Here is a 13,192-nt window from a genome sequence, read left to right on the forward strand (position 1 = left end):
TCCTCTCTCCTTTCAAACACTTTTATTGATTAAGCTGTTTGCTTTTATGCGCGTTCCGCTTTTGATTGACACCCCGCCAAAAATAATAGCCTGGTCTTCAATTACGACATTGTCTCCGATTAAAACCGGTTTTGTCACCATTGGCAGAGACAGTTTCTTGTAATCATGGGAGGTCGAAAGAATATGGACTCCCTTACCAATTACAGTATTGTCACCTATAGTAACCCTTCCTCCACCTTCAATGATTGAATCGTCACCGACAACTGCCTGGTTGCCGATTGTGATCCCTCCATCTGTAATCAAGGTACCAGAGGCGCTGTAGATGCGTTTTCCGATCATGATTACATTTTCACCGATTATTTGTGTTCCTTTTACATTCAGATCTGCATCTATAAATTGATTACGTCCGTCTTTAAGTTGACTATCGCCATATTGCTTATTTTTTAATAGTTTTTGCTGACTCGTTAAAAAAGATCTAAATTCAGGCGCCCCGTCTTTCTCAACTTTTCTTTCCTTTAAGAACCGAGCCGGATTACCGACAACTATACTGTATGGCGGTACATCTTCATATACAGCACTGCCCGCACCCACAATAGCTCCCTCTCCAATTGTAATGCCTCCATCAATATAAACGCCTGCTCCAATCCACGCATACTTCTCAATTGTGGTCTGCCTATGTCCATTTCCAACACTTACTTTAGAAGCAATTTGTACGGCTTGACCGACTTTTGCATTTTCAAAGGAGCACCGAAATCCGATAAAAACATCTTTTCCAATCGTTGTGTTGATTAAGGTTGTTTCACGCCTGATCCACGAATAGTGGTCAACAGTAGAACTAAACAACTTTACTCCAGGTTCAATAAGGGGATAAGCTTCATTAGCAATAAAATCATTCATTCGATTTAACTCGCTTTCATATACGTCCAGTATTTGCTTCACCTCCTTTAACTTGAGAATACCATTTAATAGAATTCCCAACTTCTAATAAACATTAAGATTCAGCATTAATTTTTTTATAGATTGCTTTCTTGAAGCACATGTTTTTCTTTGCTTTTTAATAGATATCCCTTTCCTCTTTCGTTAATTAAAATTTTGGGCTGGCACGGATTTTCCTCAATTTTTTCTCTGATTTTTTTGATGTATACGTATAATACCGCTGGACCCGTAGTATCAAGGTAGTCGATTAATTCATCAGATGTTAGGGGTTTTTTTGATGTCACTAAGCAATAAAGAAGTTTAAATTCGATGGTGGAGAGAGAAATTCTATCGTTGCCGTTCTGAATACAATGGTTCGCTATGTCGAATATCAAGCCTTGTCTAAGGATAAACGCCGTTTGATGTTCTACCGTTATCTCGTCTTTGAGTTGGCCGACTCCATTTTTCAAGGCGTTTACTGTATCGGAGATATTTTGCTGCTTAGTAGAATCAATCAGCATGACAGGACAGCTCGTGATTTTCAGTATATTGTGTATCGAATTAGAATCTTGATGGGCAGAAGGAAAATCAAATATTAATAGTCGGGGAGAAATTTTGTTAATCAAGGGAAGATCGTGTGTATTAAATATTTTAAATTTAAACGCAGACAATGAGATTTCGAGAATCCATACTAAATATTCATTTTCTGTAATAACAATCGCTTCATACATTTCCTTATTCCTCCAATTTCATCATTACTTCTTATGATAAACAAATCCTCAATCATTCTCTTAGATTGATTTTTTGTGTTATTAATAGATTTTCATTTGAACATGCTCTTGTCCCTTTAACCTCTCTTTTTCAAGCAATTAAATGGGATCAGGGCCATAAAGCACTACAAAGCGATAATAATGAAGTAAGATAAGAAAATAGTTTTGGTCTAACGATTGACAATATGGAATCCAGACTGTGGTTCAGTAATCTTCATTCTAAGGCTGCTTGTTCTGCACATTCGCTTGTGAAGGCGCCGCAAAAGGAATACTGAGCAACTTAGCCTTTGTTCACTCATCTTATTTTAGGTAAACCCACTCTAGCTCTTGGGCAATAGATCCCCCACCCAGGATCCCTGCGGCAGGGGACTTACTTCCCAAATAAGATTTATTAAAAAAATAAAATTTGATATAAATAGGCATATTGTCCCAATCTATTTACGATTGATTGAAGCTGTATATTCCCGCAAAGAAAGCGTGCCATTAAATGGCACGCTTTAATGTACAGATAGTAGCTGATTGAGTTTAGAAATCGTATTCTCTTTTTCCAAAGGTCTGTAAATGGTCAGTTTTAAATCGGGAGAATCGTATATTTGGAGCGTTGCATGCTCCATAAACATAGTACCGACAACCGGGTGATGTATTTCTTTTTCACCGATAGGGGTACCTAATATTTCATGATGATTCCACCATTGGCGAAACTCGGCACTTTTTTCTGTCAATTCATCGATCAGTTCTTTGATCCACTCTTCTCCGATGAATCGGGTTGCTGTTGATCGAAATTGAGCAAGCAGTTTTTTTGCGTGGCCTTCCCAATCTGCAAGAAGGTTTTGATATTCCTCAGAACAAAAACAGCGCCAAATCGCGTTCTTTTCCTTCTTATTCATGCGTTTAAAATCTCCGAAAACCACACATGCAGCTTCATTCCAAGAAATAATATCCCATTTCTCATCCGTCACGTAAACAGGACAATCTTTTAAATGATGGATAAAGTTTTGCACGACTGGGTGTAAGGTTTGTTTTGAGCTATTATGATCATCCAGAGGAATATGCTGCCCTGCTAAAAGAAAAACATGCCTCTTTTCCTCATAGTTCAATCTGAGCACTCGTGATATGCTTTCCAAAACCTGTGTCGATACCTGAATATCTCTTCCTTGTTCCAGCCATGTATACCAGGTTAGCCCGATTCCAGAAAGCTGAGCCATTTCTTCTCTTCTGAGACCCTTTGTTTTTCTTCTCGTGCCTAACGGTAACCCATATTCTTGAGGAGATAATTTAGACCTTCTTAATTTCAAGAAGTCACCGAGTTCTTTTCTTTTTTCTTTTTTTCCATCCAATACAATCACTCCTCCTAATTGATGAGAATAATTAATATAATGAATTTCCTTATATTATTCTACATGAAAAAGGAGCAGAATGAATTTGATTATGACATTTTTTCACAATACAGAAAAAGATTATGTTTAACTTGGCGACGGAACAGTAATGTTCAACAAGTCAGCGATCGTTTCCCCTAATACTCTTCTTTCTATATCTTTGCTGGGTGCGTATCTTTTTACAGCTTCAATAGCGAGATACGGGTCCCCGTAAGGGTAATCAGAGCTGAACATCGTTCTGTCTGGTACTTCCTTCATCGCCAATGACAAAGCAAACGTCGTATAAAAAGCAGAAATGTCCAGGTACCCGTTTGGTATGTCTTTAACCATCTGGATCGTTTCCAGCCAATTTAACCCACCAAGATGACCAAAAACGACCGGAACCTTTGAAAACTGTTTCGTTAATTCGACGAGTTCCTTAATATCGTTAATGCTAAGCGGAGAAAATGTATGAATCCAAATCGGAAGGCCATTTAACTCATTTGCCGATTCGAAAACTGGCTGCAGCAGTTTAATTGAATTGGGGCCAAGCGTAAACTCACCCAAACCTTTGAGATTATTCTTTACAATTTTCGACTCGATCCATTCACCAGTATCTTGCGCCGACATGCCGACAGGAACCGGGCCAAAGCCAATAAAACGTTCAGGGAACCGATTAACTGTATCCACCAATTCTTGTAATGACCGTTCTCTTGCTTCTTTTCCGTTGATCTGATTATTTAATATTTTCTGCAGCATTCCCATTTCTTCAATGAACTCATCGTAAGACTCGCTTTTTTCAGGATGAATAAGTGTAGAAAAAAGAATCGTCATGTCAACATTTGCGTCTTTCATTATTTCAATGTGTTTGTTATTTGGAATGATTACGTGTGAATGGCTGTCGATTATCATAATTTACCTCCGCTTTTGTTAAATTTTATTTTACTGCCTGTTTTTCATTTCTTTCCGCAAACACTTCTGAGGCAACTGTTAAAATTGTATTTAAGCCGTTAGGAAATCCTGAGTAAATAATCATCTGCATCATGACTTCGATGATTTCTTCTTGTGTCCATCCTACATTTAATGCTCCGTTAATATAAAATTTTAACTGTTCTGTATTTCCAAGCGCTGTTAATCCTGCTACTGTAGCTAACAGCCTGGATTTCAAATCAAGGCCTGGTCTTGAAAAAATCTGGCCGTAATTAAACTCCACTGCCAATGTTCCTAGATCAGGAGCAACCGATTCTTTGAAGCTGTTTACAATTGCTTCATAATTATCCTTATCAATTTGCTCTAACACTTCTAACCCTTTTTTATAATTTTCACTAGTTTGCATGATTCATCAATCTCCCTTTTTATGATTTTGCATTCATTTCTTGCGCTGGGCTCATAGAGGTAATCAGTGAGGTGAAGGCTATGCCAATCATGATAATACCGAGTACACAAACGCCAATCCAATGAAAGTTGGTCCAAGCTAATACTCCTAAATACGAGCCTAACGCTCCGCCCAAGAAAGTCGAAACCATATAGATCCCGTTGAGCCGGCTGCGCATTTCAGCTGATAACTGAAGATGATTGCCTGGCATGCCACCTGATTGGCTTGTGTTCCCATCGTAACCAATAAGGCGCCTATAATGATTGCAATTAAAAACGATTGACCTGCCAAGAACAGAACAAAAGCAAGTAATGAAAGTGACATGCAAAGCGTATTAGCAAAACTAGCCCCTTTGCTGTCGATAATACGTCCTATGATAGGTGTGGCAAACGCTCCCCCGATTCCGACAAGTCCAATCATGCCGGCTACTTGGCTTCCATAAGAATAAGGAGGATCGCTTAACAAAAATACCAAAGTCGTCCAAAATAAACTGAAGGCACCAAACATTAATCCTTGGCTCAAACAAGCTTTTCTTAATACTTTTTCTTGTAAAAACAGGGGTCCCAGAGAAGAAAGAAGCTTTCCATAGTTAACAGTGTTCGCGCCCTTGCTTTTGGGAAGATAAAAACGGATTAATACCATGATAATGATGGTGGCAGCACACGTTATCCAGTACATCGTTCTCCAGCCATACTGTGTATCTACTATTCCGCTTATTAACCTTGCTCCCAATATTCCGCACACCAATCCGATTGCAACATTCCCTAGCACCTTCCCTCTTTCTTTTTCGCTAGAAAGCCCCGCTGCAAAAGGAACGATAATCTGAGGAATAATGGTGAAGAAGCCCAATAATAAATTTGCAATCACCAGCCATGGAAAATTCACAGCAAGTGCTGCAGCGGCTGAGCATAAACATACTAAGAGCAGCAAATTCAGAATTAAACGACGTCTCTCAAAAATGTCGCCAAGAGGAACTAGCATTAAATTCCCTGCTGCATACCCTACTTGAGCTAATGTAGCAATAATACCTGCCTGTGCAGCTGTAACATGAAAAGTATTTCCCATGCTTACCAGCAGCGTTTGATTCAAATAGACATTGGCTACAGTAAACCCGCAGGTGACTGCCATAAGAAAGACCAATCCTCTTGAAATGCCAGATGACTTTGCTCCATTGACGTTATCCATATTGTCACCCCCTTACGCTATCTGAATCATAATCCATGCCGAATACAGAGTAATAGGAGTGTATTTATCCCAGTATTATTAATACCATTATTGAGAGTAATTATATAAAAAAACTTAAAATTTGTAGGAAAAAACAACCAAAATTAGATGTTTTTCTGAACGATTGATTTTGTGGATTGAATTACATTATTTTCAAATATGCTTAAGTGATGAAAGACCTTGTTGTTTTAATAATGACAGCGGATAACTTTTTTGTGGATGGAAAAATAAAATCATTATACTCCTCAAATTTATTTAGCAGATGGCCACTTAAAATAATTGGTAAATAATTACACTCGGGATTAATGTACGATTTTCTTGTTCTTTAAATTCATTCTTTCGTACTATTATTCTCATAGATGTAATAAACAAAAGAACGGCTACTATAAGCAGCCGCTCTTTTCACTTCTGACACTAATCGAACATTAATGGCCTGGCAATTTTATTAATTGCTGCCCCGTCGACCATTAATGTTTGGCCGCTAACATAGGCAGCTTCATTTGATACCATAAATAAGCAGGCATTTGCAATGTCTTCAACGGTACCGATACGTCCAAAAGGCTGGAATTCAAGAGTTTGCCGGAATCCTTCCTCTGGATCCTCAAGGCTTGCAAAGGTTTGCCGCAATAGCGGAGTATCGACAGTGCTCGGACAAACCGCATTAACTCGAATGTTTAATGGCCCGCAATCTAAAGCCATTTGTCTCGTTAATGCTGTTAATCCACCCTTTGATGCAGCATATGCAGCCAGTCGGGTAATCGTTTTTTCTGCATGCCACGAGGCAATATTGACAATGGCGCCGCCGCCTCGCTTTTCTATTTCAGGAATTGAGTATTTGGAACATAGGAATGCTCCGGTTAAATTCACGCCAATTACCTTCTGCCACTCAGCAAACGTCGTATCAACCGCGGACTTTCTCACCGTGACAGCTGCGTTATTAATTAATATATCAATCCCGCCAAACTCTTCAATTGCCGTTTGAATCAAATCCTGCACCTGGTTTTCGTCACTTACATCTGTTTTCACAAAGATTGCTTCTACTCCGGCCGTTTTCAGTTCATCAGTTTTTTGGCGGCCTGTTTCTTCATTAACATCAGCAAGTACAATTTTGGCTCCTTCTTTACCAAATATTTCAGCAATACCAGCTCCAATGCCCTGGCCTCCACCTGTTACGATTGCCACTTTCTCTTTCAGTCGCATCCATTGTCCCTCCTAAAAAAGTTTCTAGCTAAAAGTATATACGTTTTACTAGATAATTCGTTAACACTTACTCCTCCATTTGCCATCCTTTTTTCTCAGCTCTCTATATTGGACATGAAGCCTGTTTGCTGGATTCTTATCGACTGCATATATTACGAGAAGGAAGAGCCATTAGAATGGCTTCATGAAAAGATAGTTGATATCAGCCGACCACTTCGAATGAATGTGCCTGCCTATAGGGTAGCCGCAACCATTTGAGTACTTCACCAATGCGTACGAAAAAAATCGGCTGCAATCTGTTGGCCGATTTCTTCGCTTGCATTACAAGTCGCCCTTTTCACTTTTATTTAGAGACCCTAACTAAAAATTAATTTACATTCCCTCTCATTTCAACTATAATTTGGTCTAAATCGATAAAAGCAATGATGAGAAAAAGTAAAATGAAGTATTTTTTCACAGAGAGCTTCGGCCAGCTGAAAAGAAGCAAAAATACTCATTTGAAAAATGGCCTCTGAGCTTCGTACTGAACGTACCTTAGGTGGGTGTTAGTAGGATACGGCAAGTGTGGTACTTGTTATCAAAACCACAGTATAAGAGTAATTTTTTTACTCCGTACTTGTAAGAGGCTGATGGCGTGAGCTGTTAGTAAATAAAGGTGGTACCACGGGAATAAAACCTCGTCCTTATTCATTATAAGGATGGGGTTTTTTTATTTTTACATTCAAGGAGGAAAAGGATATGAATATTTTTATTGGGGGAGCTTGGCCGTATGCAAACGGTTCTTTGCATCTGGGACACATCGCCAGTTTATTGCCGGGAGATATTCTCGCACGTTATTATCGCTTAAAAGGGGAGAACGTCTTGTACGCTTCCGGGAGTGATTGTAACGGAACTCCCATAGCGATTCGGGCAAAACAAGAAGGAGTCAGTCCAAAAGCGATTATTGACCAATATCATCAAGAGTTCAGCCGATGTTTTGCAAAATTGGGTTTTTCTTATGACTGTTATACAAGAACAGACACGAGGCATCATCACACAATCGTCCAGCAGATTTTTTTGGAATTGCTTAAAAAAGGCTTCATTTATAAAAAAGAGATTGAACAAACCTTTTGTGAATCGTGCAATCAATTTTTGCCTGACAGATATGTGGAAGGGATTTGTCCTAATTGCAGGCAGTCTTCCCGAGGAGATCAGTGCGATTATTGTTCGGCCATTTTAGATCCGATCGATTTATTAGAAAAAACGTGCAAGCTATGCGGCAGTTCTCCTGCAATTAAAGTCACCGAACATTTTTATTTTTCATTGAGTGCTTTCCAGATAGAGCTTGAAAACTTTATCGCAGATGCAAAAAAACATAAAAAATGGCGTGATAATGCCATTCAGCTTTCTGAAAGGTATATAAGCGAGGGATTGCAAGACCGTGCTGTCTCACGGGATTTACCTATTGGGGTCAGCGTTCCCGTTTCTGGATACGAAGAAAAAAAAGTGTATGTATGGATAGAGGCTGTGGCTGGCTATTACTCTGCTAGCAAGCAATGGGCGAGAGAAAACAACAGGGATGATTCGCTCTTTTGGAATGAACAGACAAAAACATACTATGTACACGGAAAAGATAATATCCCTTTCCATACAATCATCTGGCCGGCCATTTTATTAGGAATTGGGAATAAAGCCCTACCTCAGCATGTTGTTTCCAATGAATACTTGACGGTCGAAAAAAAGAAGTTATCAACGAGTAAGAATTGGGCGGTCTGGGTGCCGGATCTTGTTGAACGATACCATCCAGACTCTATCCGGTATTTTCTCGTAAGTAACGCTCCTGAAAATCGGGATACAGATTTTTCTTGGCGGGAATTTATCTATAGCCATAACAGTGAACTGTTAGGAGCTTACGGAAATTTTGTCAACCGATCCTTAAAGTTTATTGAGAAATATTATGATGGATTCATTCCTGAAGGACATGTTAACCCATCTGTTCAAACAAAGGTTCGAACTCTTTATGAACAAATCGGCCGTCTTATCGAAGAAGCTCATTTCAAACTCGCTTTAGAAAACATATTTGAATTCATCCGATATTCCAATAAATATTTTGATGAAGAACAACCTTGGAAGCAAATCAAAGAAAATAAAAATACCTGTGATCATACGATAATAACCTGTCTTTACATTGTTACGAATTCTGCCCAGCTATTGAATCCTTTTCTGCCTTTTTCAAGCAGACAGGTAAAGGAAATGCTCGGAATTAACGAGTTTGTTTGGAAAGAGATCGCTCCTGCGGAAAAGCTTTCTTACGTAAAACCGCTTTTTGAAAGAATTGATGTTAAACGCATCGATGATGAGCTTGAACGGTTAAAAACCGAAGCTTTCTAGTCCGAATGGTTAATGCTGAAGCTTTAATCCTTTTTTTATAGCCAGGATCGCGCCAGTATGCAGCCCCTCGTGGAAGATGGTCCGGGTCAATACTTGTTCAATCGTGTGCATTCCCATTTCAGTCGGCGGGAATTGTTCTTCCAATCGATCTTTATATCTCCCCTTGATTTCATCCGGCTGCTGTGTTAGAAGTTTGATTAGTTCTTGAAAAGTAGGCGTTTCATGAGTAAACTGCTTCGGGCTCGTTCCGAAACCGAACCAACCGTTAAAGCACATTGAAACAGGCACTTCCTCCTTTGTTAACGTGTGAATCCATAAATACTGGTCAAGATAAATGTGCCCTAAATTCCAGCGGATATTGTTGTTCCATCCATGTGGGATCATGTTCGCAGCCTCATCAGACACATCTTCAACCAATTGAAGCAATTCATCTCTGTATGTATAAAGCTGTTCAAAAAGAACTTTTTGTCTTTTGTTCATTTGTTGTCCTCCCATCGTTTTCCCTTTATCAATTGGACACATACACACTGAATTCCTAGGCGTTTTCATTAATTTACAGGTAATTTCTTTCGTTTTCGTGTTAGCCGCATAGAATATAGGGACATTCGTAAAAGGTGGTGTGTATGGTGAAAGGTTACGGTTATCCAAGCAATGTCTCGCCTGCGTTTGCTGGTGGTTATCCTGGAGGTTATTCTGGTGGTTATCCAGGGTACGGCGCCGGATTTGTGCTTGTGGTCGTGTTGTTTATTCTTCTAATCATTATTGGTGCTTGTTACGTTAGTTAGGTAGATAGAAAAAGCGGGGGATCAATCCCCCACATTTCTCTTTTGTTCGACATACCAAACAGACTTTGAAGGCGGAGTAGAAACGATCAGACGGCCATTTTTAAACACATATCGGGATTTGAGCTGCCGGCTGAATAAATCCATGATATCATCAGCTGGAACGGTGATGAAGCTTGCCGAGTTTCCTTCCTCTATTCCATAGTCTGAAGCGATGCCAAAAGCTTTTGCACCGTTTTCAGTGATCATCTGTATAATATCTAGGACTTCTTTTTCGCCAGTCATGTGAGCTAAATGGCTAGCCATATGCGCCGCTTGAAGAATATTTCCGTTTCCAAAGGGATAAAACGGGGATCGAATATCGTCATGAGCAATACATACAGACACTCCCGATTCGTGAAGTTCTTTTACACGCGTGATCCCTCTGCCTTTTGGCGAAGAATCAAATCTCCCTTGGGTAACTGAACTAATCAAGGGGCACGACACAATCGTCAGCTTAGCTTTGTTAATGAGCGAAAAAATCTTTTGCGAATACGCATCTGAATAATACGCCATGGCATTTGCGTGGCTCGCAGTGACTAACCCCTCCATGCTGTATTTAATTGTTAAATCAGCAACTGCCTCTATAAATCTCGAATGTCCGTCATCAACTTCGTCGCAAAATACATGAACAAACTTCTGATGAACTTTGGCAAGAGAAAAGCAATAATCGAGGGAAGCAATCCCGTTCTCTCTCGTTGTCTCCAAATGCGGAACTGCACTTGCTGCATCAGCGCCCATCAATAGTGCTTTTTCCAATCGTTCACGGTTTTCCGGGCAGCTGATCAAGCCATCCTGGGGAAAGGCAATAATTTGCAAGTCGATCAGATCTTTAAATGATTCACGTACCTTTAATAAGGCCTTTAAAGAATCCAAGGTTGGCTGGGAAATATCCACTGCCGCCCTCACATGCAATACCCCATGCTCAATGAGCATACGCAAGGCTATTGTCGCTCGGCTAATCACGTCTTCTTCAGTCACCAGTTTTTTTCGTTCCTGCCAGATCTGGATGCCTTCAAATAACGTTCCTGATTGACTGAATGCCGGATCGCCTGCTGTCAAAGCGGTATCCAGATGGGTGTGCATTTCAACAAAAGCAGGCAAAATGAAATCTCCCTCTGCATCATAATTCTGGATACCATTTATATTTTCTTTTGTGATCACAGAGATCTTGCCGTCAATCATTCCGATCGAATAGCGGTTTTTATCTTCTAAGAAGCGGACATTGGTTAGTACCGAATCATACATCTAATCACCTTCACCCTATTCGAATGTAAGTTGTTCTGTGAATCATTCAAAATCATTGTTTTCCCGGCAAAAATTCAGTCGTATACGCCTTAGAGACATCTTCTTCGTTTTTGATAATTTTAAGATCCAAGAGTTGATCACGCAGCTTTGTCCATCTTTCTTCACTCATATATCCAAAGCCGTTCTCTTGTGCATCACCGCCGAATATAAGTTCCTTTTGCGCCTTAGCTCCGTATTTCATCGCTTCCACATCCAAATCCGGGTTTTTCTCTTGCAGAAATGGATTGATTTCATCTGAATGATCCTTGTAATAATCCCAGCCCTTCACGGTCGCGTTCATAAAGGCTTGAACTAACTCCGGGTTATCTTTAATTGTATCTTCTGTCGTGAAGATCACGTTTCCATAAGGCTGGAAACCAGAATCATGAATCAGCAGTGTGCTGTTTTTCACTCCTTGCTGATCAAGCGCAAATGGTTCACTTGTAATATAGCCCTGTGTTACAGCTTTGGGATCATCAATGAACGTATTCAGCTGTCCTGTGTAAGAAAGCTCTTTTGCATCTTCCAGTTTGTATTTCTTCTTAATGTATTCCCAATAACCAACTCCTGGAGCTGTGAATACATTTTTCCCATTTAAGTCGGAAAAATCTTTCACTCCAGATTCTTCATGAGAAATAAACACATACGGGCTTTTTTGAAAAATGGCGCCAATAACTACGAGAGGAATCCCTTTGTCTCTGGCAATTAAAATATCTTCTGCCTGTGAATAGCCGAACTGGGCTTTTCCTGAAGCAACAATTTGTGTGGAAGAGATTTTCGGGCCGCCTGGTTCAACTGTTACATCTATTCCTTCATCCTTATAAAAATCCTTTTTCAACGCAGCATAATTCCCGCCATGCTCAGGCTGGGCAAACCAGTTTGTGATCAAGGTGGCTTTTTTGGCCTTGTTTCCGTCTCCCTCTCCGGAAGCTCCTTCACTGCCGCCGCAAGCCGAGAGGATCGTTAGTAATAAAATAGAAATAAAGATACCTGTATACTTTATTTTTTTCATTGGTGTCCCTCCAAATTAATTTTCATTTTTCATTTCCGATTCGTGCCACGAGCCTAGCAGCCATTTTGAAAAGAGCTGGACTAGAAGAAAGAAAACAATGCCGAGAATTGAAGCAGAAATTCCGCACGCAAATAGATAAGGCGTCTCCAGTCTTGAGGAAGCGACTGTAATTGCATAGCCAAGCCCGCCTTCTCCTCCGCCGATCCCGGCAATATATTCTCCGACAATGGCTCCAACAACTGCAAGTGTACATGATATTTTCAAGCCCGCTGCAATATAAGGAAGCGCCGAAGGAATCCGTACTTTCCACATGATTTGCCACTTCGAAGCTTTGTACAAATGAAGAAGGTTGATCATCCCCCTGTCTGTTGCGTTTAATCCAATCAGAGTATTGGACAGCATCGGAAAAAATCCGATCGTAAAAGCAATGATCACAATTGCATTCATTCCTGAGCCAAACCAAATCACGATGATTGGCGCAATGGCTACGATTGGAATCGTCTGTAGAATAATGGCATACGGATACAGGCTTCGTTCTAGTATTTTCGAAGAAGCCATGACGATTGCACCGGCAACTCCGCCAATGACACTTAATATAAATCCGAAAACTGATTCAGAAATTGTGCGTATCGCAGAGCTCTTCAGGTTCTCCCAATTTTCTATTGATGCTTGAAAGATATCTGCAGGTGTTGGAAGCAGGTAACTCTTGATATTAAGCAACGGAGGTCCGAACTGCCAGCAAAGAATAAATAAAAGAAAGACAACAAGCGGCGGAATCCAAGCATTAGATTGTTTATTGTTTTTTTTCATGGGCTTTGAGCTTACTTTTTGAATGGCGCCTTCTGATTGTAATTGATTCATTC

At 40.1% G+C, this 13,192-nt stretch carries 13 protein-coding genes, 1 pseudogene and 1 other annotated feature; of the genes and pseudogenes, 2 read left to right on the top strand and 12 right to left on the bottom strand.

The genetic code is table 11. The annotated features are described in order from the left end of the window. Positions 1 to 12: 12 nt before the first annotated feature. From AM592_RS25120 to AM592_RS25455, 8 genes and pseudogenes are all read right to left on the bottom strand, one after another. Positions 13 to 897 carry an acyltransferase gene (locus AM592_RS25120; RefSeq protein WP_053603538.1) on the bottom strand — a complete coding sequence of 295 codons (885 nt, stop codon included), beginning with the start codon at positions 895 to 897 and terminating at the stop codon, positions 13 to 15. Between the two features lie 116 nt (positions 898 to 1,013). Beyond that, positions 1,014 to 1,646 carry a winged helix-turn-helix domain-containing protein gene (locus tag AM592_RS09270; RefSeq protein ID WP_053603539.1) on the bottom strand — a complete coding sequence of 211 codons (633 nt, stop codon included), beginning with the start codon at positions 1,644 to 1,646 and terminating at the stop codon, positions 1,014 to 1,016. A 536-nt stretch (positions 1,647 to 2,182) separates the two neighbouring features. Beyond that, positions 2,183 to 3,022, bottom strand: a complete 840-nt coding sequence (locus tag AM592_RS09275; RefSeq protein WP_053603540.1) for a helix-turn-helix transcriptional regulator — start codon at positions 3,020 to 3,022, stop codon at positions 2,183 to 2,185. 126 nt (positions 3,023 to 3,148) lie between these two features. Continuing rightward, the gene (locus tag AM592_RS09280; protein ID WP_053603541.1) at positions 3,149 to 3,952 is read right to left on the bottom strand and encodes an amidohydrolase family protein; all 804 of its coding nucleotides are present in this window, start codon (positions 3,950 to 3,952) and stop codon (positions 3,149 to 3,151) included. 25 nt (positions 3,953 to 3,977) lie between these two features. Continuing rightward, on the bottom strand, positions 3,978 to 4,376 hold the full coding sequence (locus AM592_RS09285) for a carboxymuconolactone decarboxylase family protein (RefSeq protein WP_053603542.1): 399 nt from the start codon (positions 4,374 to 4,376) through the stop codon (positions 3,978 to 3,980). Positions 4,377 to 4,395: 19 nt separating this feature from the next. Next, positions 4,396 to 5,600: pseudogene (locus AM592_RS09290) on the bottom strand (MFS transporter). Positions 5,601 to 6,053: 453 nt separating this feature from the next. Continuing rightward, entirely contained in the window at positions 6,054 to 6,839 is a 786-nt protein-coding gene (locus AM592_RS09295; RefSeq protein ID WP_053603543.1) for an SDR family NAD(P)-dependent oxidoreductase, read from the bottom strand. Between the two features lie 171 nt (positions 6,840 to 7,010). Then, complete coding sequence (locus AM592_RS25455; protein WP_429663815.1) at positions 7,011 to 7,106, bottom strand: DUF6688 family protein; 96 nt, start codon at positions 7,104 to 7,106, stop codon at positions 7,011 to 7,013. Between the two features lie 146 nt (positions 7,107 to 7,252). Further along, positions 7,253 to 7,527: a binding site (T-box leader), on the top strand. A 23-nt stretch (positions 7,528 to 7,550) separates the two neighbouring features. On the opposite strand from AM592_RS25455, the gene metG reads away from it, so the two are divergent. Beyond that, on the top strand, positions 7,551 to 9,209 hold the full coding sequence (gene metG, locus AM592_RS09300; protein WP_264080185.1) for a methionine--tRNA ligase: 1,659 nt from the start codon (positions 7,551 to 7,553) through the stop codon (positions 9,207 to 9,209). 9 nt (positions 9,210 to 9,218) lie between these two features. On the opposite strand, the gene AM592_RS09305 is transcribed toward metG, so the two are convergent. Next, a complete protein-coding gene (locus AM592_RS09305) occupies positions 9,219 to 9,689 on the bottom strand; it encodes a DinB family protein (RefSeq protein WP_053603545.1) in 471 nt (156 codons plus the stop codon). A 143-nt stretch (positions 9,690 to 9,832) separates the two neighbouring features. On the opposite strand from AM592_RS09305, the gene AM592_RS23250 reads away from it, so the two are divergent. Further along, the gene (locus AM592_RS23250) at positions 9,833 to 9,994 is read left to right on the top strand and encodes a YjcZ family sporulation protein (RefSeq protein WP_082363908.1); all 162 of its coding nucleotides are present in this window, start codon (positions 9,833 to 9,835) and stop codon (positions 9,992 to 9,994) included. A gap of 21 nt (positions 9,995 to 10,015) precedes the next feature. On the opposite strand, the gene AM592_RS09310 is transcribed toward AM592_RS23250, so the two are convergent. From AM592_RS09310 to AM592_RS09320, 3 genes are read right to left on the bottom strand one after another with little or no spacing between them, the layout of a single operon-like run. Further along, a complete protein-coding gene (locus AM592_RS09310) occupies positions 10,016 to 11,278 on the bottom strand; it encodes an amidohydrolase family protein (RefSeq protein WP_053603546.1) in 1,263 nt (420 codons plus the stop codon). 52 nt (positions 11,279 to 11,330) lie between these two features. Next, complete coding sequence (locus AM592_RS09315) at positions 11,331 to 12,329, bottom strand: ABC transporter substrate-binding protein (RefSeq protein ID WP_053603547.1); 999 nt, start codon at positions 12,327 to 12,329, stop codon at positions 11,331 to 11,333. A gap of 15 nt (positions 12,330 to 12,344) precedes the next feature. Then, positions 12,345 to 13,190 carry an ABC transporter permease gene (locus AM592_RS09320; RefSeq protein WP_053603548.1) on the bottom strand — a complete coding sequence of 282 codons (846 nt, stop codon included), beginning with the start codon at positions 13,188 to 13,190 and terminating at the stop codon, positions 12,345 to 12,347. Positions 13,191 to 13,192 lie beyond the last annotated feature (2 nt).

It is taken from the genome of Bacillus gobiensis (genome assembly GCF_001278705.1).
Lineage (GTDB): Bacteria > Bacillota > Bacilli > Bacillales > Bacillaceae > Bacillus > Bacillus gobiensis.